The organism is Spongorhabdus nitratireducens (assembly GCA_947387575.1).
Classification (GTDB): domain Bacteria; phylum Pseudomonadota; class Gammaproteobacteria; order Pseudomonadales; family Endozoicomonadaceae; genus CANDOC01.
In genome coordinates, this window is record CANDOC010000009.1 from 259,045 (window position 1) to 283,951 (window position 24,907).

The window sequence follows — 24,907 nt, forward strand, 5'->3', positions numbered from 1 at the left end:
AGATTTTTATCTAAAAATCAATCTTAAAAAACCTTTCAAAACACTTTTGTCATACGCTTTTATTGGTATTTTCTTTATAAGCTGTATTGCAAATGATTTGTCGCGCATAGATGTTTTCAAAAACATGCTCTTTAATGTTTTGAATTTGACCGTTTCGTAGTGATTGGATTCCGGATACATTTCGATTATATGTAGCAAGTTTTCTGTCATGGCACGGTGGTTTCTGTGAATATTTTTGTCATGTTTTCTGTAATAGATTAACAGGTCATTCATGCCAGCTATTTTATATCCGGCTGCTGTGGCTTTTAGCCAGAAATATCGATCTTGAATCAGCTTAAGGCTGGGATCAAAGCCACCAATCTTATCAGTTACATCTTTTCGGATCATTGCTGATGATGCGGGGATTATATCCTTTTTATCCATGAATACATCATCAAAATCAAGCGTTCTGAACTTCGAGAAACGGCGAGGGGATGCTAGTTCTTTTTTATCATTAATAATCAGCATATTTCCGCCACAAATAGCAATATCCTGATTTCTACACATGAAGCGAACCTGCTTGGATATTTTGTCGGGGAGAAATATATCATCAGAATCCAGCAGTGCTATAAATTTTCCATTTGCCTCTTTTAGCCCTGTATTAGTGGCTTCAGAAAGACCTTTATTGTACTGGTGGATAACTTTGAAATTATGCTGAGCAGATAAGCGGTTTAAAATTTCTTCAGATTTGTCAGTGGATCCGTCATTTACAACAATCAATTCTATATTTTCGTATGTCTGACCTAAAACGCTCTGGATTGCATCTTCAATATATTGGTCGTGGTTATAGCATGTTACAATAACTGACACGAGAGGTGTGTTGGTTTGACAGACATCTGCAGGAATTTTTGACACTAATGTGCTTGTTTTTGAGTTTATATTTCGAATGTTATCCTGCATATATCACCTGTATCTATCATTGTCGGTATGAAGTCTGATCGCTTTCTGACTAAGGTAACTGCCTAATTGGTTTTGAATATCAGGGTGTTTTAATCCTAGCTCGATATTGGCTATTAGAAAGCCAAGCTTATAGCCACAGTCATGACGTATTCCCTGAAAATGGAACCCGTATACTTCTTGCTCTTTTAGTAACCCGTAGATTGCATCAGTTAATTGGACTTCTCCATTTATTCCTGGGTTTAGCTGCTCTAAAAAGTTGAATATCTCTGGTTGAAAAATGTAGCGGCCAATGACTCCAAGATTAGATGGTGCAAGATCTGATGGCGGCTTCTCTACAATGCCATTCAGCCTGTATGTATCTCCTTCCGATGTAGCCGGATCAATGACTCCATAGCTGGAAATATTTGCATCATCAATAGATTCTACAGCTACGACTGAAGCATGTTTTTGTAATGCAATAGAGGCCATTTGGCCAAGACATGGTGCACTATCATTTGGTTGAATGAGGTCATCAGCAAGAATGACAGCAAAAGGCTCCGGACCAATAATATCGCGACTGCAAAGTACTGCATGGCCCAGCCCCAGTGCTTCTTTCTGGCGGACATAGAAACAGTTTATATTTGGAGGAATGATACCTTCGACCATTCTGAGCAGTTCATCCTTTCCTGCCTGCATGAGCTTATGTTCAAGCTCGAAGTTTTTGTCGAAATGGTCCTCGATGGATCGCTTGGTCCAGGAGGTAACGAAAATGAGGTCTGTCATGCCTGCAGCAATAGCTTCTTCCACTGCATATTGAATAAGAGGCTTGTCTACAACAGGCAACATTTCCTTGGGACAGGCTTTGGTCGCGGGAAGAAAACGGGTCCCCAGCCCAGCTACCGGAAATACGGCTTTCCTTACTTTCTTATATGGTTCCACAGCGATAGCTCTTGAATAATCGGGCAAGGCGACTAACTGGCCAAGGTCAGCGGCAGTGCGACTTTAGAAACCTAAAACATGACAAAAGTTCCCATTTTATGCTTGAGAGGTATTTCAGCTTAATTTCATTGTCACGGATTAAACAAAGGTTGTGAAAAGTACTTAATCAAAAACAAATATGATTGAGTCACAAAAGCGACTGCCAGTTGTTCAGCACAGCCTATCTCGCTTATAACGGATATGAATATATGTTATTGTTTGGTGATTATATGGAAATATACGAATTTTGTTTCTAGTTCATCCCGTTAGCATGTGACTTAGTTTTGTCACCGGAGCAATCTTGATCGTGCAGCCTCAGTTTCCGCTCTTCAGTATTGTTATCCCTGCCTACAACTACGCACGTACACTCCCAAGGGCTGTTGAGTCTGTCTTGAGCCAATCTGGTAACGACTATGAACTGGTGGTCGTAAATGATGGTTCAACAGATAATACTGCTGAGGTTTTAGCCCAGCTACAAACTAGGTTTGGTGACAAATTTACCTACCACAACAAGATTAATGGCGGGCCAGCAGCAACTCGCAATTGTGGCATTGACAATAGTTGTGGAACTTATCTGATTTTTCTGGATGCAGATGATGAAATGGTGCCCGGAGCTCTGGAAGCTATCAGAAAGCATATCAGTCAGAATTCTGATTCTCAGATGATCATTGGTGGCCACTACTCTTGTGATGAAACAGGGAAGGATTCTGAGCATAAAGTCAAGCCTATTCCTGAAACGCCACTGGAACGTCTAAAAGCCTATTTGCTGGAGAAAAAGCTCTCAGTTTCGCATGGCTCCATGGCAGTTCATCGAGATGTTTTCAAGCAATATCGCTACCCTGAGCATTTCAGGAATTCTGAAGATATCTCTATGTTTGCCTATATTCTCGCTAATTTTCATTGCACTGCGCTTGATTTTCCGGTCGCTCGTATTCACAAACATGGTGACAGCCTTCGGCATAATACCCAGTATGCTGAAAGCATTGGTACTGCACTGATTTCGGAGGTGTTTGACCCGTCTCGTGTGCCAGAGCCGCTTCAGGTGTTGAGAGAGCCTTATTCCGCACAGCGAAACCTGTCTCTATTCAGAACATTTTTTCTGGCAGGTAACTATGCACGTGCGCTGTCTTGTTACTTTACGGCTTGGCAGCATAGTGATGAGTTACCAAGAAAATGGAGCTATCGCAAGAAAGCAATTCAAGCGTCTTTCTGGCTTCTGATAGGCAAAAAACGAAAAAATGTTGCCACTGAGGCGGCTTAACCATTCAGGACAAAACGACAGGGGACGACCCTTGGCCGTCTCCTTCCCTTCATTGCATAACCCCTTGATGGGAGTAAAATGCCCTCTTCGTTGCGGTCTGCATGTCAGAGTTGCATCGGGAATACAACGCTTTAAGTGGAAAAGGCTGGAAAGTAATAACTTTGGACCTTTTCGGCTGCGGGTTTACCCATGTTATGAGGCGCAAAAACCGGATCATGTATGCCGCCTTTGGCATGAAACTCGAGCAAAATCCCGGATTAATCCTGTCACTTTTGTTACTCAGGAGCTCAGGGGTACTACACAGAGTTATCGCTGTTTCAGCAGGTTGCGTTTAAGCTGAAGGGCGGTAGCGTGCCTGAATTAGCTGATCCAACCCTGATATAGTATGACATCAAACAAAAAACTCAGAGTTCTGCAGTTGCAGAATAATTTTAGTGCCAACCCTTCTGATCTTGCCGAACAGATCGTTCTAGGCTTGCCGGTAAGTCAATTTGAAGTGACTTCCGCATTTTTAAAGAGAAAACCTGGACCTGACGAACTCCCCAGTGCTGCAAGTAACTCAGTATACTTTGAGTTTAAAAGTAGCCAGCTGAAAGGATTTCAGCGCTACTTGGTCTTATTCAAGCTCTATAAATTTTGCAAGCAGCAGCAATTTGACGTAGTCATATGCCACCGCTTCAAGCCGACACACTTGATGTTGTTGCTTAGTCGTTTTTTAAAAGTTCAGCGGTTTATCAGTGTAACGCATGGCATCGGGGACTATGATCGCAGCTACCGTCAGCGAGCAGTCACAAAGTATATGGATGACAAGTGGCGTTTTGTAGGTGTGTCTCAATCTGTGCGAAATGATTTGATTACTCACTGTAAAGGATTAAATGAGCACAATGCGCTGGCAATAAATAATGCGATAGATATTCAGCGAGCTCAGAGGGTACAGCTTTTCAGGGCAGAGGCCAGAGAGTTGCTCGGTATCGATCGCAACAGATTTGTTTTCGGAACCATTGGTCGTCTGGTTGAGGTCAAAGGTCAGAAATATCTGATCGATGCTGTCAGTTTTCTAAAGGATAAATACCCGTCAGTACAGGTTGTTATTATCGGTGGTGGAAGACTGGAGAAATCATTACAGCATCAGATTGATGAAGCAGGTTTAGCAGCTCATGTAAAACTGACTGGCTGGCGTGATGATGCCTTGCAGTATGTCAAGGCATTTGATGTTTTTGCCCTGCCATCGCTGAGCGAAGGTATGCCTATCTCCCTGCTTGAAGCTATGAGTGGAGGATTACCTACGCTGGGCAGTGACATTCCATCAATCCGCCCGGTCATTGAAAGTGTGGGGCAGCTTGCAGAAGTAAAAAGTGCGCAAGCACTGGCTAATGCAATGGAGTATTATCTGCAGCTCACGGCAGAGCAGCTGAAAACATCGGGTGACCGGCATTTTAAATATCTGTGCGATCACCACTCTATCGAAGAATATCGAAGCAATTATCGTCGTTTAATTGAATTTAGTTCGATCTAAAGCTTTTCTTTTCACGACTAACTTCTGACCATAATTTTGAATATGGTTGTTCACAAAATTGAGAGGCTGTATTCTTTCGATGTCTTCTTAATTTTAGTTTGTTATAAAATTAAGGTGTTTTTTATATGGTGAATGATTTAGTTAGTATAATTGTTCCAGTTTATAATGCCGAAAAGTATCTTGAAGATTCTGTAAGGTCGTTAATTGCTCAAACCTATACCAATATTGAGATAATTATTGTTGATGACGGGTCTAGTGATAGCTCTTTAACTACTGCAAAAAAAATGGCATTGTTAGATAGTAGAATTAAAGTTTATAAGAAAGACAATGGAGGAGTGTCTTCAGCACGGAACTACGGATTATCTGTTGCACTTGGAAGATATATTGCTCTGCAGGATGCAGATGATCTTGCAAGAAAGGACAGGATTGAGAAGCAGCTTTTGTTTTTAAGAGAGAATAGATTGGATTTATGTGGCTGTGCGTTACATATATTTGGATCTAAAGAGAAGGAAAAAATATATCCAGAAAAAGATTCTGATCTGAAATTTAACCTAATTTTTTTTGGTAGAACAATAGCCGGACCCAGTATTCTTTTTGATCGAAAAAGTAGTGATGGTTTGACTTTTGATGAAAGTATTTCTTTTGGTGAAGACTTTGATTTTATTTTAAGGTTTGCCTTTCAAAAAGGAATTAAAATAGGTAATTTGAAAGAGGCTGTGTATCTTTATCGACAGCACAGTGCTCAGGCAACGCAAAAGTTAAAAGCCACGAACAAAAAAAATATGATACAGATAGTTTTTAAATTTCTTGACAGTAAAAATGTGCAAGCATCTATTGGTGATGTTGAGCAACACTTTTCTATATGTAAAGAAAAGAAGCGTATATTCGATAATGAATCATATCTGATGTTTTTATATCAGGTGTATTGCTTTTCCAAAGAATACTTTGTGAATAAAAAGATGTGGGGAAGGGTTTTGTGTGAGGTTTTTCCTTTTGTGAAAAAGAGTGATCTTTCAGGAGATCAGTCGATAAAGTTTAATTTTCTGTATTCTAAGCTGCCATTGTATAAAAAAGTTGGAATTAAACTGAGAGCGAATTTTTAAATTTAAATTGAAGTTCATTTTAATTTGGCAGTGATTTTTAAAGTGGAATTATAGATTGCTTTTTTATAGTTTTATTATTTTAGGAGTTTAAATGATTATTGCTAAGCCAGTCGGAGGGTTGGCAAATCAAATGGCAGTATATGCCGCGGCAAAAGCGTTAGCAATGCACCATGGTGTGTCTCTAAAGCTTGATGTTAGGCACTGCATAGATGGGACTATTTTTGAATATAGGCTAAACCATCTTAATCTAGATGTTGAGTTTGCTACTGAAGAAGAAATAAAAAAAACAATAAAATCAACAGGTGTGTCATGCATTGACAAATTGAAAAAGAAAATTCATAAAAAAACAGGGTTTAATATCTGGGGGGAGTACAGAGAAAAAGATCTAAATTTTGATGATCATTTTTTTGATCTTCCAAGTAATATTTATCTTGTAGGAAATTTTCCTAGTATTTTATATTATGAGAGCGTAGTTAGCATCCTTAGAGAAGAGTTTCAAGTTAAAAGTACGGGGACCGAAAAAACAAAAGAATGGGAAAAGAAAATATTGGGTACTCCTGAAAGCGTTTGTATCCATGTTCGTCGAGGAGATTACAAAAATAAAAAAACACAGGCTTATCATGGTTTGTTGGGTGTTGAGTTTTTTCAGAGCGCAATAAACTATATGAAGGATACTCTTAATGATCCAGAGTTTTTTGTTTTTTCGGATGAAATCGATTGGGTGAAAAATAATTTAATCACTGACTTTCCCATGCATTATGTTGACTGCCACTCGGGATTAGAGGGGCACCTTGATTTTCGTTTAATGCAGAAATGCCGTCATTTTATCACATCAAATAGTGGTTTCAGTCGATGGCCCGCTTTTTTAAGTGTCCATCAAGGTAAGGTTGTATGTATACCAAAAAATTGGTTTGTTGAAAGTAGAATAAATGAAAATGAAATAGCGCCTGTAAGCTGGGTCAGACTGTAAAGGCGAATTCTACATAGATTGATTTTCAGTAAAGGTTCTCTCAATGAGTAAAATCGCTCTAATCACAGGCATTACAGGTCAGGATGGATCCTACTTGGCTGAATTCTTGCTTGATAAGGGATATGAGGTTCATGGTATAAAGCGCCGATCTTCGTCCTTTAATACAGCCCGAATTGATCATATTTTTGAAGATCCTCATACTGAGCAGCAGCGCTTCAAATTGCATTACGGAGATCTTTCCGATAGCTCGAATTTGACGCGTATTATCAAAGAAGTACAGCCAGATGAAATTTATAACTTGGCCGCACAGTCTCATGTTGCTGTTTCATTTGAATCTCCTGAATACACAGCAGATGTTGATGCATTGGGTACGCTGCGCCTGTTGGAGGCTATTCGTTTTTTAGGGTTGGAAAAGAAGACCCGTTTTTACCAGGCATCTACCTCTGAACTCTATGGCCTGGTACAGGAAATTCCGCAAAAGGAAACAACACCGTTCTACCCCCGTTCCCCTTATGCCGTCGCCAAGATGTATGCCTACTGGATTACGGTAAATTACCGTGAGTCATATGGCATGTATGCCTGTAATGGCATTCTGTTTAATCATGAATCGCCAAGACGCGGAGAAACGTTTGTCACCCGCAAGATCACCAGAGGTTTAAGCAATATTGCTCAGGGACTGGAAGATTGTCTGTATCTCGGCAATATGGATGCTTTGCGTGACTGGGGCCATGCCCGTGATTACGTTGAAATGCAGTGGTTGATGCTTCAGCAGGACAAGCCGGAAGATTTTGTTATCGCGACAGGCGTGCAATATTCCGTTAGACAGTTTGTAGAAATGACCGCCGGCGCTTTGGGTGTCACTGTGAAATGGGAAGGTTCCGGTGTCAATGAGCGGGGCTATGTGGCTGCTATTGAAGGTGATAATGCACCCGCGCTGTCAGTCGGGCAGTGTATTGTCGCTGTTGATCCCCGCTACTTCCGGCCGGCAGAGGTTGAAACCCTCCTGGGTGATCCCTCCAAAGCAAAACAGAAGCTGGGATGGGAGCCTGTTACTTCCTTACAGACCATGGTAGAAGAAATGGTTGAGGCAGACCTCGACAGCGCTAAACGCCATGCACTGTTAAGAGATAGCGGCTTCAAAACCTCATTGTCTGTGGAGTGAGCCGGTTGAAAATATTTCTTACAGGCGGAACCGGCATGGTGGGGCGCAATATTCGCGCCCTTGCTGATCGAAAAGGTTTTCAGGTTGATGCTCCTTCCAGTCAAACACTGAACCTGATGGATTATGAGGCCGTTCGGCAGTATCTGGAGAACAGTTCTCCAGACGTTGTCATTCATTCCGCCGGGTTGGTAGGTGGGATTCAGGCTAACATTGCTGCCCCTTATGATTTTGCTCTGATTAACATGCAAATTGGCTGTAATGTCGTACGGGCAGCAAATGAGCTGGGCATTGAGCGGCTTATTAACTTTGGCAGCTCCTGCATGTATCCCCGGGAAGCGGAGAACCCTCTTCAGGAGTCTGTGATTCTGACAGGTGAGCTGGAGCCGACCAATGAAGGTTATGCCATCGCCAAGGTTGCTGTTGCCAGACTGGCACAATATGCAAACAGCCAGTTCGGGCGTCAGTATAAAACGATCATCCCCTGCAACTTATATGGATACTGGGACAAGTTTGCTCCAGAGAAGTCCCATATGATTCCTGCGGTTATTCGAAAAATTCACGAAGCCAAACAAGCTTCTGAAGATACTGTTGAAATCTGGGGTGATGGCACAGCAAGACGAGAGTTTATGTTTGCTGAAGATCTGGCAGAGTTCACCCTATTTATGCTGAACAAGCTTGAGCAGGCGCCTGAGCTTATCAATGCAGGTCTGGGACATGACTTCAGTATTAATGAGTACTATCAGGCGATTGCGGAAATAGTCGGCTACCAGGGGCGTTTTGTTCATGATCTCACCAAGCCAGTAGGCATGAAGCAAAAACTGGTTGATACCTCGCTGCAATCCGAAATGGGCTGGAAGCCCCGTCATAGCCTCAAACAAGGCTTAAGCAAAACATACCAATTTTATCTTGAAGAGGTTATCTGATGCTTCCTCTGGCCACATCAACCTGGGATCAAAAAGAGTATGCTGCGTTGCAGTCAGTGATTGACAGCGACATGTTCAGCATGGGGAAAAAGGTTGCAGAATTTGAGACCGCATTTGCCCGCTACGTTGGAAGCAAGCATTGTGTGATGGTCAATTCAGGTTCATCAGCAAATCTGCTGGCAGTAGCTGCACTGTTTTATACGAAGCAGAACAGCCTGAAGCCTGGTGACGAAGTGATTGTCCCCGCAGTGTCCTGGTCCACAACCTATTATCCGCTCCATCAGTATGGTCTGAAGATCAAGTTCGTTGATATTTGTCCGGAGACACTCAATCTGGACCTCGACCAGCTGGAAAAGGCCATTTCGGATAAGACCCGGGCTATCTTTGCGGTCAACCTGTTGGGTAACCCGATTGATTACCAGCGCCTTGAAAAGATCATCAGTAACAGAGATATTCTGTTGCTGGAAGATAACTGTGAGTCCATGGGAGCAACCCTGAATGGTAAGCAGGCGGGGACTTTCGGGGTGATGGGCACCTTCAGCTCATTCTTCAGTCATCATATCTCCACCATGGAAGGCGGGATGGTCGTGACGGATGATGAAGAGCTCTATCATATTATGCTGTCCCTCCGCTCTCATGGCTGGACTCGTCATTTGCCCAAGGATAACCGGGTTTGTGAAAAATCTGATGACCCTTTCCATGAGTCTTTCCGATTTGTGCTGCCGGGCTATAACCTGAGACCGCTGGATATGTCGGGAGCACTTGGGTTAGAGCAATTGGAAAAACTGCCCTCTATTGTTAAAGGGCGGCAACAGAATGCAGCTGTGTTTATGGATCTGTTTGCCGACATTCCGGGTGTTTCAATCCAGAAGCAAACCGGCGAAAGCAGCTGGTTCGGGTTTGCGCTTGTATTTGAAAGCCTGGAGAAACGAACTGAAGTCGTTGAGCTCTTCAAAGCACATAAGATCGAGACTCGGCCAATTGTTGCCGGTAACTTTACCCGCAACCCGGTGGTCAAGTTCTTTGATTATGATATTCATGGTGAACTTGAAAGCAGTGACAAAGTACATGACTGCGGCTTGTTCATAGGGAATCATCACTATGATATTGCCAAAGAGCTGCGAGCCGTTGCTGACTTGCTGAAAACCCACCTCTGATAAGTTGATGTTATGCCTGTCGTAGGCAGGCATAACAAATGAACATGCTTGAATACAAAGAATTTAAACAGGTCGTTGCTTCAACCCCTCTGGTGTCTATTGATTTTTTGATTGAAAACTCTGAAGGGAAGATTTTACTCGGTTTGAGAAACAATCGTCCGGCTCAGGGGTTCTGGTTTGTTCCGGGGGGGCGTATTCGAAAAGACGAGCGTCTGGGTGCTGCTTTTTCAAGGCTACTGATGTCTGAGTTGGGTGTTGAATCTGTTTTTGACAGAAGCAAGCTGAGTGCCCCCTTCGAGCACTTCTATCCAGATAATTTTTCTGGTGCTGATTTCACGACGCATTATCTTGCTTTTGGATACGAGATCTCACTGGATATCGACCTGGAACAATTACCTGATAGTCAGCACCAAAATTATCAGTGGTATAGCAAAGATGAGTTACTCGCTTCAGAGCAGGTTCATCAACACACCAAAGATTACTTCAAATAAACAGATATGTGATTACAAGACGTGCTCATAATTTGATATTTGAAGCTTACGACTCCTCCCCCCTTCTTGACCAAAAATATGACGATTCTTCCTGTAATTATGTCTGGCGGCTCTGGTAGCCGTCTTTGGCCACAGTCCCGGTCTCTCTATCCGAAGCAGTTTTTGCCTCTGGTGAATGAGCAGACCATGTTTCAGAACACGGTAACCAGGCTGCAAGGTTTGTCCGGGATAGGTGCTCCTCTGGTCATTGCCAATGAAGAACACCGTTTTCTGGTTGCAGAACAATTCAGGCTGCTGCAGCAAAAAGCCTCTGCCATCATTCTGGAACCTGTAGGTCGCAATACTGCACCCGCTGTCGCTTTGGCTGCTCTGAAAGCTGTAGCTGAGGGTGATGATCCGGTGTTGCTGGTTCTTGCTGCGGATCATGTCATTGAGAACCAGAGTGCATTTCATCAAGCTGTCAGTGTCGCTTTACCGGCTGCCGGGGATGGCAAGCTGGTGACCTTTGGTATCGTACCTACGCATGTTGAAACGGGTTATGGCTATATCAAGGCTCACTCTCAATCGAAGAGTTTGCAGCAAGGTAGTGTTTATCCTGTTCAGGAGTTTGTTGAAAAACCCGACCGGGAAACAGCAGAGAAGTATCTGGCCTCTGGGGAATACTATTGGAACTCTGGCATGTTCATGTTCAAGGCTTCCAGGTACCTACAGGAATTGCAGAAGTTCCAGCCGGAAATTCTGCAGGCATGCCGCAAGGCTATAGCGACCGAGCATCCTGATATGGATTTTGTCAGGTTGGATGAGACTGCATTTAAAACTTGTCCGGATGACTCCATCGATTATGCGGTGATGGAAAAGACAGAGGATGCTTTTGTCGTCCCTCTGGATGCAGGCTGGTCTGATGTGGGTTCCTGGTCTTCCCTGTGGGATATCGCCCGGAAAGATCAAAACGGGAATGCTGTTCAGGGCGATGTGTTGCTGCATGACACGAGCAACAGTTTGATCCGTAGTGAAAAGAAACTGATCGCTACAGTTGGCGTAAATGACCTGATCATTACTGAAAGTGACGATGCCATACTGGTCGCCAGCAAGGATCGGGTGCAGGATGTCAAAAAAATCGTGGAGTCGCTCAAAGCCGACCAGCGATCAGAAGCAAAGCTTCATCGGAAAGCCTACCGCCCGTGGGGAGCCTACGACTCAATTGATAGTGGAGAGCGGTTCCAAGTCAAGCATATTACTGTCAAACCTGGAGCGAAGCTTTCACTTCAAAAACACTATCACCGGGCAGAACACTGGATTGTAGTTAAAGGTACCGCACTGGTCACAAATGGCGATAAGGAAATATTGCTGACAGAGAACCAGTCTACCTATATTCCCATAGGCGCTGTCCATCGCCTCGAAAACCCGGGCAAGTTTGATCTTGAGCTGATAGAGGTCCAGAGTGGCAGCTATCTCGGTGAGGATGATATCGTCCGGATAAAAGATACTTATGGCCGAAACTGATATCAGGTATAGGGAAAATGGAAGTAGATAGTTCACCGCTTGTTACTGTTTTAGTGCCATGCTACAACCATCAGGCGTTTGTTGAAAAAGCCATCCGCAGTATTGTTGATCAGACATACAAGAACATTGAGCTGATTGTTCTTGATGATGGCTCCAGTGATAACTGCCCGCAAATACTGGAAGAGATGTCCAGGAAATATGGCTTTTATTATGAGCATCAACCTAATATGGGCTTGATTAAAACGCTGAATAAAGGGCTGTCTCTGGCTAAGGGTAAATATATCTGTCCATTTGCATCGGACGATATCATGTTCCTGGATCGTATAGAGAAGCAGGTTGCGATGCTGGAAAGCAGGCCAGATGCTGCGGTATGTGCCGGAAATATTATAAATATCGATGATAATGGTGAAATACTAGCAAAACAGCGTATCCGTCCGGAAAGAGAGTTGGGTTTTGATGAATTGTTCTGGCAAAACATACCGGGGCCAGCAGCGCCAACAGCCATGATCAGAAGATCGGCTCTGGATGAGGTTGGTGATTATGATCCGGATATCCGGATTGAAGATATGTATATGTGGCTGAAACTTGCCAATGCCGGATACAAGATAGTTATTCTGAATGATCTGTTTGCTTATTACAGAAAACATGGCAGTAATACGCACTCAAACTATCGCTTTATGCTTGAAAATGAAATGAAGATTCTCAGTGCATATAGTGGCCACCCAAAGTATGAGCTGGTAAAGAAGAGGCTGCTCGTGAGCACTTTTGTCAAGGTGGCAAATCGGGATAAGTCCTTTGCGAGGGAACTTATAAAGCAGTTGTCTATTAAAGACGACCCGGTGAAAGTGCTCAAAGGTATCTTCAGAATGATTGCTTAAGCTCTTCTGCCCACTCTTATAAGAAAGCCCTGTAAACAACTTGCAGGGCTTTTTTTTTGCTGGTCGATATTGCATAAATAAAGCAAGATCAAACAAAACGCTACAGGACTAACGGAATGACAAACCATATGCAAAAAATTCAGGCAGTGGCGTGGCCAGCCTGGGTTTTGTCATTCGTCATGCTTCTATTTGTCATGGTCAGTTATGAGAAACTTGCAGTCAATATCTTTCGGGTAGCTATTTGTCTGCCCGTCCTTCTACTATGCGGTAGAAGGATGCTAGAAATGATATGGGCCAATTATTTTACCCGTATTCTTGCTCTATTTATGTTGTGGTGCCTGACTTCATTGCTTTGGTCACCTCTATCCAAGTTAGGGCAGTTTGATAATCTTGCGATAAAAATACTTTCTACTTTAGTAGTGGTTTATTTGGTCTTTTATATGGCACAAAACCCACTATCGAAAATTGTCACGGGCCATGCTTATGTATTGTCTGCGCTGATATTGTTCGCTAATGCTGTTGTTGAGCACAGCTATATGACTCATGGCTTTGGTGCATTTGATAACCCTAATGCAGTCGCTTGGTTTCTGTCGTCGGCGGCTATTTTTTCCATAGGGAAAGGCATTTTTTGCAATACCATTAGAGATAAAATTATTTATTTCGCTTTCACTGCTGTTTTTATATATGGGTTGGTAGAGATAGGTTCTCGTGCTGCTTTTTTAGGGCTAATTGTTGGGATTTTATCGTTCGCTTTTTATAGATTGGTTTCAACCAGGTCAGTGCGCTATATGTCATATTGCTTGGTCATGGTAGTGATTTTTTGTTTGTCGGCTTTTGTTTTTGATAATGAATATCTAATCTGGTTGCTTGAAAGAGGAGATAATTCACGTTTTGAAATTTATCAGAATGCGATAAATTCTATTTTTATTGATTATCACTCCTTTTTATTTGGACATGGGATTGCTGCAGATGCCGTTAACTTCACTTCGCAGCATCGAATGGCGTATTACCATTCTATTTATCTCAGTACGTTATTTTATAGTGGTCTTGTTGGTTTTTTCCTGTTTTCTTTATGTGTGTTTCGCAGACCTTTTCTGATTTTTTTCAAAGGACGAAAGGCTCATTTATGGGACTTTGTTCTAATTGGAATGCTGGCCACTTTTACTTTTACTGGAGACAGGTTGTTTACTTATCCCAATGGTTTTTTCTATGCTTTTCTTTTGCCTTTGTTATTTGCAAATGCATTCGAACCCAAAGATAAGCACACCAGTAGCTGAATAGGAGAGGTGTGCTTTTCAATGTGATTTTATAACCCAGGGATGCCTATAGGCCCCGGCAAATCCGGAATCGGTGAACAACCTGACAAAGCCAGTGCCACCATAATAATGGTCAGTAATCCCTTGCTGTTCAGCATATTCTCTTTCCCTCTGTTGTCAGAAGTCGCCCGACTCAGAACTTCATCTTTTCTTTGTAAGCCCTGACTTCTTCCATTCGACTATCAATGCGACTTACCAGCGCGTAGTTGCTTCCCGCCAGTTTCTTCGCATATTCCAGGTGCTGCAGGGCATCATCCATATTTCCGGTCAGGAAAAAGTACTCTGCGCGTGCCATATGTACGCCCAGTGTGTTGCGAGCCTTGCCCTGGACTTCGGCCAGGTCATACCAGATATCCGGGTCATTCGGACGCTTGCGGGTTAACGCTTCCAGTTCGATGACAGCCTTCTGATATTCCTTCTGCAGCTCATAGGTATTCGCCAGACTGATACTCAGACTTAAATCTCCCGGATAGATTTTCAGCGACTTCTCTATCAGGGCTTTTGCCTGTTCCGGTTGTTGGCGGGCCAGAAGGATTTGAGATTGAAGGTAAATGAAATGGCTGTTCTCAGGATCCTGTTTCAGCAGGGGGGCCAGAGTTTTTTCTGCCTGTAGTGGCTGGGCATTGCGAAGTTGTGCATAAGCCAGCCCATAACGAGTTACGTCTTTGTTGGCTGTTCGGCCACTTTCCAGCTCAGCTTCAAACCGGCGGACACTGTTTTCAGTTGATGCAGCATAGTGAACCTGCATTCGGGCACGCATCAGATGATAGGTTAGTGAATCCTTATAAGGCTTTGCTGGATACTGTTCAGCTCTGGCTCGGGAGTCAGCCACCCGGTTTTCGGTTACCGGGTGAGTGCGCAGAAATTCCGGCATGCTGCCGCCGGAGAAGCGTGCAGATTGCATCAGCTGTTCAAACATTTCCGGCATGGCTCGTGGGTCCATACCGGCATTGATCATCGTCTGGATACCAACCCGGTCAGCTTCTTTCTCAAACTGGCGACTGAAGCTCAGTTGACGGGCCTGGGCGCCGGCAATCGTCGAGGACAGTGCGGCAATACCTACATCGCTGCCGGTGGTGGCGGCCAAAATGATACTGCCGATCAGAGCTGCTGCAGTGGGGAGGCTGCTGCGTTTGGCCTCTTCTACATTGCGTGCGTAATGGCGTTGGCTCAGGTGAGCTAGTTCGTGTGCCAGAACGGAGGCAAATTGCTGCTCGGTGTTCGCATAGAGAAAAAGTCCACCATTGACACCGATAATGCCGCCGGGAACAGCAAAGGCATTGAACTGCGGCGTATCCATCATAATGATTTCAAGCCGGGGGTCGCGCACTTCACTGGCAGCGAGCAGACGATAGATCAGGGATTCGGTATAGCTTTTTATCTCGGGGTCAGGAAGTGTGCTGACCCGGGAGCGAAGTACCTGTAACCAGGCTCGACCGAGTTCATGTTCCTGTTGCTGGGAAACAATGGCAGATGTGGAGTCGCCCAGAGACGGCAGTTGCAGTTCACCTGCATTGGAGGGTGTTATAACAAAGCCAGTCCCGACAATTACTGAGCAAGCAATACCCCGGGCAACTGATTTTACAAGCTGCGTTATCATTGATTTGCTAATGGTTCCGTCTCTAGTCAGCCGTGAGCGAGATACTCTGCTCACACAAATATATGCCAAGGTCGTCAACAGCCCCTAGCCATTACAAAAAGCAGGCTGGTTCAATGCGCTTCATAGGGTACACTCTACCCTGATTTGTTGGAATGCCCAAAGAGTATCATTCGGAGTACCGCGTGCAGACTGCTCGCCGGGTAATTATGTTTTCTGTCAGAGACTGTTGTTATGGCTGATATGGATGTTCCCGTGAAGGTTGATCATGAGCTGGATGCCTCCGGAATGAACTGCCCGCTGCCGCTGCTGAAGTGTAAACAGCAGCTGAATAAAATGGAGGCAGGGGAAGTCTTGCTGCTGACTGCTACCGATAGTGGATCATGGCGCGACATCCATAGTTATATTCGACTGAGTCAGCACCAGTTGCAGTATGCAGAAGAGTCTGAAGGGGTATACAAATACTGGATTGAAGCAGGCGCTGCCAGACAGTGATGTCGGCTGGATCAGGCAGGGAATTATTCAAGCATTATGAAAAATCTAAATATGTTTAAAATTTTCAAGGGGTGGATCCAGCGTTACCTGTCAGATGAAGAAGCAGTCGTTTTGTTGCTGCTGCTGATTTGTGGCTTTGCCGTGGTGATTACCATGGGAGGCATGCTGACACCGGTATTCGCATCAATGCTGCTGGCTTATCTGCTGCAGGGGGTTGTTGGCTGGATGGAGCGGCGGGCTGCCATGCCGCATCTGTTAGCGGTAACAACGGTGTTTTTGTTGTTTGTGACGTTGTTACTCTTTTTCGTTTTCATGTTGATACCACTGCTGTGGGATCAGATAACGAACTTTGTTAATGAATTGCCCCGAATGGTCATTCATGGTGAGGAGTTGCTGCGGGAGCTGCCGCGTACCTATCCCGGTTTTATCTCTGAAGACCAGATTGAAGCACTGATTCAACGTTCTACCGCTCAGGCTGGAAAATTCGGGCAGTGGGCATTGTCATCTTCCCTGGCCAGTCTGCCGGGTATTGTCGGTCTTTTGATCTATCTGGTACTGGTTCCGATCCTGATTTTCTTCTTTCTCAAGGATCGACAGGAAATCACTGCCTGGTTCACTGCACGTCTGCCACGTGAGCGCCGGTTGCTGAAACAGGTTGCTGAGGAAATGAATCAGCAGATATCCAATTATATTCGGGGCAAGGCGGTTGAAATTGCTGTAGTGGCTGCAGTCAGCTGGATTGCATTTTTCTACCTTGGTCTGAACTATGCGGTGCTGTTAAGTCTGGCCGTAGGCATTTCTGTAGTCATTCCTTATATCGGTGCTGCAGTGGTTACCATTCCGATTGCGCTGGTCGGTCTGTTCCAGTGGGGGTGGGGAAACGAATTCTTCCTGCTGATGATTGTCTACGGCATTATTCAGGCACTGGACGGCAATGTGTTGGTACCCTTACTGTTTTCCGAAGCCGTTAATCTGCACCCGGTTGCCATTATTGTTGCCGTACTGGTGTTTGGTGGGTTCTGGGGATTCTGGGGTGTGTTCTTTGCCATTCCGCTGGCAACCTTGCTTAAAGCCGTCTTGAATGCATGGCCAAAAACAGAAATTGAAGGCGAGCCTGGGTAGCGGGAAGTTGCTCAAATAGCAGGCTTACAAGAAAGAAAAGGGCTGGTTGTCGGTGTGTGGCAACCAGCCTGAAGTTAACTCAGTCAGCTTCGGCAACTTCATCCGTTGCGGCAGGCTTCTTGGGCTCTTCTACCGGCGTCGGGTTGCACAAGGCATAAGATGCTTGCAATACATCATCTACATGACCTTTCAGACGAACCTTGCGCCATTCATGCTGCAGTATACCGTCCTTGTCGATCAGGAAAGTGCTGCGCTCGATTCCCATAAACTCTTCCCCGTTCATGGTCTTCAGGCGAATCACATCAAACAGCTTGCATAGAGCTTCATCTTCATCCGAAATCAATTCAAATGGAAAAGCCTGAGCCGCTTTGAAGGTTTCATGTGATTCAAGGCCGTCTTTTGATACGCCAAAAATGATGGTGTCATTTTCATGGAAAGCATCAAAGTGTTCGGTAAACGCCTGCCCTTCACTGGTACAGCCGGGTGTATTGTCTTTGGGATAGAAAAAGAGCACGACATTTTTACCCCGGAGATCTTCCAGGCTAACTGTCTGGTTACTTGTGGCTTTGGCGGTGAAATCCGGTGCCGGTTTTCCTAACGTTACGCTCATGATGCTCCCTTGTTCGCTCTCGATAATCGTTGTTGGTGTTAAACCCTGTCTGGATTGAGGCGCTATTCTGGAGTACGGGTCCGGGAGTACTGGCCGATCTTCCTTCCTGTACCTTTTAAAGCCTAAAACTTGCTGCCCTGCTAATTCCTTACCCGGTAGTGCATTTTTTGGGTGTTATTGTTCTGATCTATTCAATGATCTACCCACTGAACCATCCACGGAGCTTCCCACTGAACTATCCATTGAGCTATCCGGGTTACTTCAGCTGATTCTCTGTTGTGATGTATTGCAACATCAGAATGGCTCGTTGAAGGACCTTGCTCCGGGTCTCTCTTCAAGCCATGTCCCCAATAATACACTACACATCTTATGACAGCGAAAGCTCGGAATTTGCTGCATGCGAAACAGTAGGCTTTTTAGTGTTTTGCTGCTAAAACAACCTTTGCTTTGCGTTGAATTACTACTGCAGTGTGGTGTCTTGCTTGTACAAGATTATCGGCAACAGTAAGATTACGCTTTATTTCCGTGGGGTGTATGCATGATCACAGGGAGTCTTGTCGCGCTGGTGACGCCAATGAGTGCATCAGGTGACGTTGATACAGAAGCACTGGAACGGCTGGTTGATTTTCACCTGGCTAATAAAACCAATGGTATTGTTGCTGTTGGTACCACCGGGGAATCTGCAACGCTGGCTGTGGATGAACACTGTGATGTGATCCAGCGTGTTGTCAAACAGGTGGCCGGACGCATTCCTGTTATTGCCGGAACCGGTGGTAATGCAACAGCAGAAGCCATTCACCTGACCCGCAAAGCCAAAGATGCCGGCGCGGATGCTTGCCTGCTGGTAACACCCTACTACAACAAGCCCACTCAGGAAGGTCTGTTTCAGCACTACAAAGCTGTTGCTGAAGCCGTAGATATTCCGCAGATTCTTTATAATGTTCCAGGTCGTACCGCGGTTGATATGCTGCCGGAAACTGTCATCCGGCTGGCGGAGATTCCGGGGATTGTCGGAATCAAGGAAGCGACTGGCGATATTGATCGTGCCAGAACGCTACTGGAAGGCTGTGATGACAACTTTGCGATCTATTCCGGTGATGATGCAACCGCGGTCGAGCTGATGCTGGCCGGAGGCCACGGTAATATTTCTGTGACCGCAAACGTGGCTCCAAAAGCCATGAGCCAGTTGTGTGAACTGGCTATCGCCGGTGATGTGAATGCTGCCAGAGAATTGAATGAATCTCTGATGGCCGTACACCGCAACCTGTTTGTCGAATCCAACCCGATTCCGGTTAAATGGGCGCTGACTGAGATGGGAATGATGCAGGAAGGTATTCGTCTTCCCCTGACCTGGCTGTCTGAAGCCTGTCAGCCAGTTGTACGTGAAGCACTTCAGGGTGCCGGGCTGTTAAAGTCCTGATTGAATAACGATATCCGCAGCATGTTGTTTTCTTTAAAGCAGCAGGAAGGCAGTATGCTTCGGACAACAGTATTTTCCGGTAAGGAGAGCCATTGAATGAATCTGGCGGTCAAAACCCTGATCGTAACCGGTGCGGTAGTGTTTACCGCCGGATGCAGCCTGAACCCGTTTGGCAAGGAAGGCTACTTTCGGGATAAAAGTGGTGACTACGCTGAAGAGCGTGAAGCACCGGCACTGAAAATTCCGGCAGATATGGATCCTCGCGCGACTGCTGAGCTGATGCCTATTCCAGCGATTCCGGCCAGCAATAATATTGAGCGGGATAGCACTGATGTTCCTCTGCCTCAGGTTACTCTGAGAACAGATACCAACAGCTACAGCATTCAGACTCATGATGGTGTTACCCGTCTGATTACTGACCGTACTCCGGAACAGGTCTGGCCGGTACTGGTGCAGTTTGTTGAGAATACCGGTTTGCCGGTGACTGCGAGCAGCTCACAGAACGGTACGCTTGAAACAGGCTGGATGCAGCTGGAAAACGACAAGCAGGGTTTCATCAAGCGCTGGTTCACCAGCACCCCGGAAGAAGAAACTCGTCTGCATATCGAGCTGAAGCCTGATGCTGCGGGTTCTGCTGTCAAAATGAATTATGCGCGTCGCCCGCTGAATGGCCGTGGTGAAGGCTCCGAATGGAAGAACAGTGGTCAGGGGCCGACTCTGGTACTGCTGAATGAACTGGTTGCCTATATGGCTGGTGAAGAAGCAGCCGTTACCGCTTCTACCCAGAACCAGGCGCTTGATCTGAAAGCACAGACTGTACTGGCTTATGAGGGCAGTGGTGCGCCGGTACTGAAGATGAAAGTGCCGTTTGTACGTAGCTGGGCCGCTGTCGGCAGTGCGATAGAAAAATCACGTATTCCGGTCGCTGACCGTGACCGCAGTGCAGGGATTTACTACATCAAGGTCAATGAAAATATCGAGATCCCGGTAGAAGATGAAGAGCCGGGCTTCTGGGCCAATCTGTTCGGTGGTGGCAAGAAAGACAAGCCGCAGCTGAAAGATGAAGATGGCCTGATGACCTTGCAGGTATTGCTGGCTCGGGCCGGTGATGAAACCCAGGTAGTGATCCAGCTGGATGCGGATCATCTGGCACCGAACGATGTCGCTGAAAAGCTGCTCAAGGTGATCGAGCGAAATCTGGACTAACCCGTCTGTTTGACAATGAAGCCCTGGCCAATGCCGGGGCTTCGTTTTATATGACCGTGAAAAGCTGAAGCTGCCCTTAAATAAATAACAATAGGACTACTGCGGATGAGTCTTGCTGACAAGGTATTAGCTGTTAACAACGATTTGCCAATTCGTACCGACAGTCCGGTGCACAGTGGCAAAGTGCGCTCGGTGTACTGGCTGACAGAAGAAGATAGTCGTCGCCTGATCCAGGAAAAGGGCTACGATGTTGCTGCCGATGCACCGCTGGCGATTATGGTGATCAGTGATCGTATTTCTGCCTTTGACTGCATCTGGCATGGAGAAGGTGGCATGAATGGCGTACCGGGGAAGGGTGCGGCATTGAATGCTATTTCTAATCACTGGTTCCAGCTGTTCCGGGAACAGGGGCTGGCTGACAGCCATATTCTGGATATTCCTCATCCGCTGGTGTGGATTGTGCAGAAAGCCCGCCCGGTGATGATAGAGGCGATTTGTCGCCAGTATATTACCGGCTCCATGTGGCGTTCCTATGCCAAGGGGGAGCGTGAGTTTTGCGGCATCCAGATTGCTGAGGGGCTGGAAAAAGACCAGAAGCTGCCTGAGCTGCTGATTACCCCTTCAACCAAAGGTGTGCTTGAAGGTATTCCCGGTGTGCCTGCTGTTGATGATGTGAATATCACCCGTAGTGATATCGAGAATAACTATGAGGCGTTCAGTTTCCGTAGTCCGGAAGATATCGACCTGTATGAAAAGCTGCTGAAAGAAGGTTTTGACGTCATCAGTAATGAGCTGGCGAAACTGGATCAGGTATTTGTCGATACCAAGTTTGAGTTTGGCTATGTCACTGATGCCAGTGGTCAGGAAAAACTGATCTATATGGATGAGGTGGGTACACCGGACTCCTCCCGTATCTGGGATGGTCCTGCTTACCGCGAAGGCAAAGTGGTAGAAAATTCCAAGGAGAGCTTCCGTCAGTTACTGTTGAGCCACTTCCCGGATCCTGATGTACTGCTGAATAAGGATCGGATGGAGGAGCGTCAGGCCCTGGCGAAGGATAACGCGCTGCCAGCCTCTGTACTGATGAAAGTATCCGAGACCTATGTTGGCATTGCTGAAAAGATAATCGGCAAGAAACTCCAGCTTTCAGATAATCCCCGTTCCGAGATTATTGATATTCTCCGGGATGAGTATGGGCTTATTGCCTAAGCAGTGAATAGTGACAGGTGAATGGTATGAATGATGAAGCAGGTTCGAACTTCTCTTTTCATACCGTTCGCCATTCACCGGTTTCTATTAACAGACCAACCCTCTCAAAAAGTTGTCCACATAAAAACCTCAAATAATTTATTTGCGTTTTTTTTGTTCTCTGCTACTTCTGGCTATTGACCTTGTTAATTCGATCCGGTATGGATTGCCCGGGCCTTCTTATGCACATTGGATAAAAGCACAGTCTTTTTTTGCAAAAAAATTACAAGGGATGTGCATAAAGGGTTAGTGTTAGTTTTCTGGTGCTGTAACTTGCTGATTTTCATGGTTTTTTTGATTGGTTAAAAAATGATCAATTTGCTGGAAGGCAAGTGTTTACAGGCGTTTCAACCCTTTGTGCAAGATTAATCCACATACTTATCCACAGAAACTGTGAGTAACTTTTTGTTGTGGATAATGGTGGAAAAAATAGAACTCTGCCTGTGGGTAAACAGAGTTTTGAAGAGAAAAAATGAAAATTTTTTTCTTCGAAATAACAAATTTTCAATTCACCTGGTTATGGATGCGGTCAGATGATGCAGATGTCACATGTCATTGAGGTTACTGCCGAGAATTTTAGGGCAGAAGTTCTGGAAAAATCCCAGACAGTTCCCGTGTTGCTGGATATCTGGGCAGACTGGTGTGAGCCCTGCAAACAGCAATTACCTGTTCTGATGAAGCTGGTAGAGGCTTATCAGGGAAAATTTATTCTGGCCAAGCTGGATGCAGAAGCTCAGCAGGGGCTGGCGCATCAGCTGATGCAGCAATTAGGTGTGCGCAGTATTCCGACATTAATCTTTCTGGATAAGGGGCAGGTTGCCATGAGTGCCGACCGTCAGCCTATTGTGCTGGCAGGTGTACAGCAGGAAAGTGATCTGTGCCAGATTCTGGATGAGCTGACTATGAGTCCGGCTGAAAAGGTCAAGGCGGAAATTGATCTGCTACTTGAAAATGGCCAGACAGAAGAAGCGCTACAACTGTTGCAACATATTCTGGCGCAGGAGCCTGAGAATAATGCTCTGCAGGTGCTGCAGGCTGAGTTGTTGTTGAAGTTGGGACGCACCGATCAGGCACGAATGATTCTGGATGCACTGCCGGCTGATCTTGCAGAAGCTGCCGGTCCTCGCAGCCGTCTGGCTTTTGTTGATCAGATGGGTGATGCCGAACCGCGGGAGGTACTCGAAGGGCGCCTGGAAGCCAACGAAAAAGATCATGAAGCCCGTTACCAGCTGGCTATGTATCAGGTGCTGGCTAATGAGGCTGAAGCCGCTCTGGAATCGCTGCTGTTTATTATCCGGGTTGACCGTGAGTTTCGGGATGATGGTGCCCGCAAACTGATGTTGCAGATTTTCTCCCAGCTGGAAAAGGGTGACCCTCTGATCAAGCGATATCGCAACCGGTTATTTAGCCTGATGCACTGATAAGCTTTTATCCAGTCCTTCTACATAGCTACGCAGAAAGCTACATAGAAGGGCTGGATGTTAGCAGTCTTATCGCTAGTGATTACTTCTCAACTTCACCGCCGAGCACATTGACCAGTTCACCCAGAAAGCGTGCCAGTGTCATATGCATGATGCTGAAGTCGGCATCAAACTGACTGGCCCGGTCTTCACCACCCTGTTCCTCAGCTTGCTCCTGCAGCAGGTCACCAAATTTCAAGCGGCGAATAATCAGATCTTCTCCGAGTACGAAGCTCAGATCCTCATTCCATGAAAGTGCCAGGCGGTTTGCCAGTTTGCCTGCTTCCAAATGATGAGTGATCTCTTCAGCACCCAGATCCATACGGCGGGCGCGAACAATACCGCCTTCATCGCCTGGGTCGCGCAGGTCACACTCATCTCCAAGGGAGAAACTGGTGGGCATATGAATGTCACCTGCCTTGATCCACTGTGTCATTGTTGCGGTAGGTGCTGTTTTAAGCGCCGGTGGAACAACCGGCAAGCTGCCAATGGCCTGACGCAATGCTGCAGTCATCTCTTCGGCTTTTTTAAAACTGCCTGCATCGACAATCATCCAGCCGTGCTGGCGATCGATATAGGCAAAGGTTTTAGTGCGGCGGGTAAAGGCTCGAGGCAGCAAAGTCTGGATGACTTCTTCTTTAATGCTCTCCTTTTCCTTACGGAAAACCTGGCGGCCCTGTTCAGCTTCTATAAGTTGAACCTTCTCCTCTACATGTTCACGAATAACGGAAGCAGGAAGAATTTTTTCTTCCTTGCAGGCGGTGATCATTGTGCACTGACCGGCAACATGCGTCAGCATCTCGCTGTCTTCACCCAGAGGGGAAACCCAGCCATAGGTCACAGTGTCCTGGGAGCCACAGGGGCGAAAACGCTTTTCAGCCAGTTTGGTCTCAAGTGTCTCGTTATCTGTTTCCAGTGTTTGGGTAAAGCGATAAAGGATAAGATTTTTAAACCACATAAACGGATTCTGCTCCCTTGAGGGCGCCATTGTGAGTGAAGTAAAGCATGTCTGAATAAAAGACGATGCTTCTATATAGAAGAAATGAAAATCAGATACAGATAAAGCTGGTTGATATCATAAAACGTATTTACCGAAATTTGCACTTTCGGACTTGCAGTCTGAACAATCCCCTGCTTATAATTCGCGCCGTCCTGAGATGAGCGGTCAACGACGCATATCAGGGCAGATCAATTAATGATCATTCAGGGTGATTAGCTCAGCTGGGAGAGCATCTGCCTTACAAGCAGAGGGTCGGCGGTTCGATCCCGTCATCACCCACCACATTTTATTGTTTTGATTACGACAGGCAATCAAGGCAATTGAAAAAGAATGCGGACCGGTAGTTCAGTTGGTTAGAATGCCGGCCTGTCACGCCGGAGGTCGCGGGTTCGAGTCCCGTCCGGTCCGCCACGCTTTACAATATTTTGTTTTAAGCGTGTTTGATAAATCAGGTTGTTGATTTATCACAAGTTGCACGGTAAAGTGCAGCGCAGATTTCAGGGTGATTAGCTCAGCTGGGAGAGCATCTGCCTTACAAGCAGAGGGTCGGCGGTTCGATCCCGTCATCACCCA

Annotated in this window: 22 protein-coding genes and 3 tRNA genes; 20 read left to right on the plus strand and 5 right to left on the minus strand. The window is 45.7% G+C overall.

What is annotated here, in order from left to right; genetic code table 11:
• Window positions 1-6: 6 nt before the first annotated feature.
• Both ACYZZ0_RS17415 and galU read right to left on the minus strand, forming a co-directional pair.
• Window positions 7-939: a glycosyltransferase family 2 protein gene (locus ACYZZ0_RS17415; protein ID WP_461537923.1), complete on the minus strand. Its 933-nt coding sequence runs from the start codon at window positions 937-939 to the stop codon at window positions 7-9.
• A gap of 3 nt (window positions 940-942) precedes the next feature.
• The gene (galU, locus tag ACYZZ0_RS17420; RefSeq protein ID WP_461537924.1) at window positions 943-1,857 is read right to left on the minus strand and encodes a UTP--glucose-1-phosphate uridylyltransferase GalU; all 915 of its coding nucleotides are present in this window, start codon (window positions 1,855-1,857) and stop codon (window positions 943-945) included.
• 346 nt (window positions 1,858-2,203) lie between these two features.
• Here galU and ACYZZ0_RS17425 point away from each other — a divergent pair, with 346 nt between their 5' ends.
• The 11 genes from ACYZZ0_RS17425 to ACYZZ0_RS17475 all read left to right on the plus strand — a co-directional run bounded on the left by ACYZZ0_RS17425 (window position 2,204) and on the right by ACYZZ0_RS17475 (window position 14,137).
• Window positions 2,204-3,157, plus strand: coding sequence for a glycosyltransferase family 2 protein (locus tag ACYZZ0_RS17425; RefSeq protein WP_461537947.1), 954 nt, complete (start codon window positions 2,204-2,206; stop codon window positions 3,155-3,157).
• A gap of 385 nt (window positions 3,158-3,542) precedes the next feature.
• Window positions 3,543-4,673, plus strand: coding sequence for a glycosyltransferase family 4 protein (locus ACYZZ0_RS17430; RefSeq protein WP_461537925.1), 1,131 nt, complete (start codon window positions 3,543-3,545; stop codon window positions 4,671-4,673).
• 125 nt (window positions 4,674-4,798) lie between these two features.
• A complete protein-coding gene (locus tag ACYZZ0_RS17435; protein ID WP_461537926.1) occupies window positions 4,799-5,776 on the plus strand; it encodes a glycosyltransferase family 2 protein in 978 nt (325 codons plus the stop codon).
• A 91-nt stretch (window positions 5,777-5,867) separates the two neighbouring features.
• Complete coding sequence (locus tag ACYZZ0_RS17440; protein ID WP_461537927.1) at window positions 5,868-6,746, plus strand: alpha-1,2-fucosyltransferase; 879 nt, start codon at window positions 5,868-5,870, stop codon at window positions 6,744-6,746.
• Between the two features lie 43 nt (window positions 6,747-6,789).
• The gene (gene gmd / locus ACYZZ0_RS17445; protein WP_461537928.1) at window positions 6,790-7,908 is read left to right on the plus strand and encodes a GDP-mannose 4,6-dehydratase; all 1,119 of its coding nucleotides are present in this window, start codon (window positions 6,790-6,792) and stop codon (window positions 7,906-7,908) included.
• Between the two features lie 5 nt (window positions 7,909-7,913).
• Window positions 7,914-8,831 carry a GDP-L-fucose synthase family protein gene (locus ACYZZ0_RS17450; RefSeq protein WP_461537929.1) on the plus strand — a complete coding sequence of 306 codons (918 nt, stop codon included), beginning with the start codon at window positions 7,914-7,916 and terminating at the stop codon, window positions 8,829-8,831.
• Window positions 8,831-9,988: a DegT/DnrJ/EryC1/StrS family aminotransferase gene (locus tag ACYZZ0_RS17455; protein ID WP_461537930.1), complete on the plus strand. Its 1,158-nt coding sequence runs from the start codon at window positions 8,831-8,833 to the stop codon at window positions 9,986-9,988. Before ACYZZ0_RS17450 ends, ACYZZ0_RS17455 begins: the two co-directional genes overlap by 1 nt.
• 38 nt (window positions 9,989-10,026) lie before the next feature.
• The gene (locus ACYZZ0_RS17460; RefSeq protein ID WP_461537931.1) at window positions 10,027-10,479 is read left to right on the plus strand and encodes a GDP-mannose mannosyl hydrolase; all 453 of its coding nucleotides are present in this window, start codon (window positions 10,027-10,029) and stop codon (window positions 10,477-10,479) included.
• Window positions 10,480-10,557: 78 nt separating this feature from the next.
• Window positions 10,558-11,982, plus strand: coding sequence for a mannose-1-phosphate guanylyltransferase/mannose-6-phosphate isomerase (locus tag ACYZZ0_RS17465; protein WP_461537932.1), 1,425 nt, complete (start codon window positions 10,558-10,560; stop codon window positions 11,980-11,982).
• Window positions 11,983-11,999: 17 nt separating this feature from the next.
• Complete coding sequence (locus ACYZZ0_RS17470; RefSeq protein ID WP_461537933.1) at window positions 12,000-12,860, plus strand: glycosyltransferase family 2 protein; 861 nt, start codon at window positions 12,000-12,002, stop codon at window positions 12,858-12,860.
• A 116-nt stretch (window positions 12,861-12,976) separates the two neighbouring features.
• Window positions 12,977-14,137, plus strand: a complete 1,161-nt coding sequence (locus ACYZZ0_RS17475) for an O-antigen ligase family protein (protein ID WP_461537934.1) — start codon at window positions 12,977-12,979, stop codon at window positions 14,135-14,137.
• 172 nt (window positions 14,138-14,309) lie between these two features.
• Here the strand turns inward: ACYZZ0_RS17475 and ACYZZ0_RS17480 are convergent, their stop codons facing one another.
• Window positions 14,310-15,776, minus strand: a complete 1,467-nt coding sequence (locus ACYZZ0_RS17480; RefSeq protein WP_461537935.1) for a M48 family metalloprotease — start codon at window positions 15,774-15,776, stop codon at window positions 14,310-14,312.
• Window positions 15,777-16,007: 231 nt separating this feature from the next.
• Between ACYZZ0_RS17480 and ACYZZ0_RS17485 the strand changes: the two genes are divergently transcribed.
• Window positions 16,008-16,268 carry a sulfurtransferase TusA family protein gene (locus ACYZZ0_RS17485; RefSeq protein ID WP_461537936.1) on the plus strand — a complete coding sequence of 87 codons (261 nt, stop codon included), beginning with the start codon at window positions 16,008-16,010 and terminating at the stop codon, window positions 16,266-16,268.
• Between the two features lie 51 nt (window positions 16,269-16,319).
• A complete protein-coding gene (locus tag ACYZZ0_RS17490; RefSeq protein WP_461537937.1) occupies window positions 16,320-17,390 on the plus strand; it encodes an AI-2E family transporter in 1,071 nt (356 codons plus the stop codon).
• Window positions 17,391-17,469: 79 nt separating this feature from the next.
• On the opposite strand, the gene ACYZZ0_RS17495 is transcribed toward ACYZZ0_RS17490, so the two are convergent.
• Window positions 17,470-18,000, minus strand: coding sequence for a peroxiredoxin (locus ACYZZ0_RS17495; protein WP_461537938.1), 531 nt, complete (start codon window positions 17,998-18,000; stop codon window positions 17,470-17,472).
• A 538-nt stretch (window positions 18,001-18,538) separates the two neighbouring features.
• On the opposite strand from ACYZZ0_RS17495, the gene dapA reads away from it, so the two are divergent.
• The 4 genes from dapA to ACYZZ0_RS17515 all read left to right on the plus strand — a co-directional run bounded on the left by dapA (window position 18,539) and on the right by ACYZZ0_RS17515 (window position 23,295).
• Window positions 18,539-19,420 carry a 4-hydroxy-tetrahydrodipicolinate synthase gene (dapA, locus tag ACYZZ0_RS17500; RefSeq protein ID WP_461537939.1) on the plus strand — a complete coding sequence of 294 codons (882 nt, stop codon included), beginning with the start codon at window positions 18,539-18,541 and terminating at the stop codon, window positions 19,418-19,420.
• 96 nt (window positions 19,421-19,516) lie between these two features.
• On the plus strand, window positions 19,517-20,626 hold the full coding sequence (gene bamC / locus ACYZZ0_RS17505; protein ID WP_461537940.1) for an outer membrane protein assembly factor BamC: 1,110 nt from the start codon (window positions 19,517-19,519) through the stop codon (window positions 20,624-20,626).
• A gap of 105 nt (window positions 20,627-20,731) precedes the next feature.
• The gene (locus ACYZZ0_RS17510) at window positions 20,732-21,835 is read left to right on the plus strand and encodes a phosphoribosylaminoimidazolesuccinocarboxamide synthase (RefSeq protein ID WP_461537941.1); all 1,104 of its coding nucleotides are present in this window, start codon (window positions 20,732-20,734) and stop codon (window positions 21,833-21,835) included.
• A gap of 572 nt (window positions 21,836-22,407) precedes the next feature.
• Window positions 22,408-23,295, plus strand: a complete 888-nt coding sequence (locus tag ACYZZ0_RS17515) for a tetratricopeptide repeat protein (RefSeq protein ID WP_461537942.1) — start codon at window positions 22,408-22,410, stop codon at window positions 23,293-23,295.
• An 82-nt stretch (window positions 23,296-23,377) separates the two neighbouring features.
• On the opposite strand, the gene rdgC is transcribed toward ACYZZ0_RS17515, so the two are convergent.
• Window positions 23,378-24,292: a recombination-associated protein RdgC gene (gene rdgC, locus ACYZZ0_RS17520; protein WP_461537943.1), complete on the minus strand. Its 915-nt coding sequence runs from the start codon at window positions 24,290-24,292 to the stop codon at window positions 23,378-23,380.
• Between the two features lie 248 nt (window positions 24,293-24,540).
• Here rdgC and ACYZZ0_RS17525 point away from each other — a divergent pair.
• From ACYZZ0_RS17525 to ACYZZ0_RS17535, 3 genes are all read left to right on the plus strand, one after another.
• Window positions 24,541-24,616 (plus strand) — tRNA-Val (locus tag ACYZZ0_RS17525).
• Window positions 24,617-24,668: 52 nt separating this feature from the next.
• Window positions 24,669-24,745: transfer RNA gene (locus ACYZZ0_RS17530), tRNA-Asp, on the plus strand.
• 89 nt (window positions 24,746-24,834) lie between these two features.
• Window positions 24,835-24,907, plus strand: a tRNA-Val gene (locus tag ACYZZ0_RS17535).

Bases quoted from the DNA above. Each gene is read 5' to 3' on its own strand.
- ACYZZ0_RS17495 (WP_461537938.1), bottom strand. From the start codon at position 18,000: ATGAGCGTAACGTTAGGAAAACCGGCACCGGATTTCACCGCCAAAGCC.
- ACYZZ0_RS17415 (WP_461537923.1), bottom strand. From the start codon at position 939: ATGCAGGATAACATTCGAAATATAAACTCAAAAACAAGCACATTAGTG.
- rdgC (WP_461537943.1), bottom strand. From the start codon at position 24,292: ATGTGGTTTAAAAATCTTATCCTTTATCGCTTTACCCAAACACTGGAA.
- ACYZZ0_RS17460 (WP_461537931.1), top strand. From the start codon at position 10,027: ATGAACATGCTTGAATACAAAGAATTTAAACAGGTCGTTGCTTCAACC.
- bamC (WP_461537940.1), top strand. From the start codon at position 19,517: ATGAATCTGGCGGTCAAAACCCTGATCGTAACCGGTGCGGTAGTGTTT.
- ACYZZ0_RS17440 (WP_461537927.1), top strand. From the start codon at position 5,868: ATGATTATTGCTAAGCCAGTCGGAGGGTTGGCAAATCAAATGGCAGTA.
- ACYZZ0_RS17490 (WP_461537937.1), top strand. From the start codon at position 16,320: ATGTTTAAAATTTTCAAGGGGTGGATCCAGCGTTACCTGTCAGATGAA.
- dapA (WP_461537939.1), top strand. From the start codon at position 18,539: ATGATCACAGGGAGTCTTGTCGCGCTGGTGACGCCAATGAGTGCATCA.
- gmd (WP_461537928.1), top strand. From the start codon at position 6,790: ATGAGTAAAATCGCTCTAATCACAGGCATTACAGGTCAGGATGGATCC.
- ACYZZ0_RS17515 (WP_461537942.1), top strand. From the start codon at position 22,408: ATGATGCAGATGTCACATGTCATTGAGGTTACTGCCGAGAATTTTAGG.
- ACYZZ0_RS17470 (WP_461537933.1), top strand. From the start codon at position 12,000: ATGGAAGTAGATAGTTCACCGCTTGTTACTGTTTTAGTGCCATGCTAC.
- ACYZZ0_RS17475 (WP_461537934.1), top strand. From the start codon at position 12,977: ATGACAAACCATATGCAAAAAATTCAGGCAGTGGCGTGGCCAGCCTGG.
- ACYZZ0_RS17435 (WP_461537926.1), top strand. From the start codon at position 4,799: ATGGTGAATGATTTAGTTAGTATAATTGTTCCAGTTTATAATGCCGAA.
- ACYZZ0_RS17480 (WP_461537935.1), bottom strand. From the start codon at position 15,776: ATGATAACGCAGCTTGTAAAATCAGTTGCCCGGGGTATTGCTTGCTCA.
- ACYZZ0_RS17455 (WP_461537930.1), top strand. From the start codon at position 8,831: ATGCTTCCTCTGGCCACATCAACCTGGGATCAAAAAGAGTATGCTGCG.
- ACYZZ0_RS17465 (WP_461537932.1), top strand. From the start codon at position 10,558: ATGACGATTCTTCCTGTAATTATGTCTGGCGGCTCTGGTAGCCGTCTT.
- ACYZZ0_RS17485 (WP_461537936.1), top strand. From the start codon at position 16,008: ATGGCTGATATGGATGTTCCCGTGAAGGTTGATCATGAGCTGGATGCC.
- ACYZZ0_RS17510 (WP_461537941.1), top strand. From the start codon at position 20,732: ATGAGTCTTGCTGACAAGGTATTAGCTGTTAACAACGATTTGCCAATT.
- ACYZZ0_RS17430 (WP_461537925.1), top strand. From the start codon at position 3,543: ATGACATCAAACAAAAAACTCAGAGTTCTGCAGTTGCAGAATAATTTT.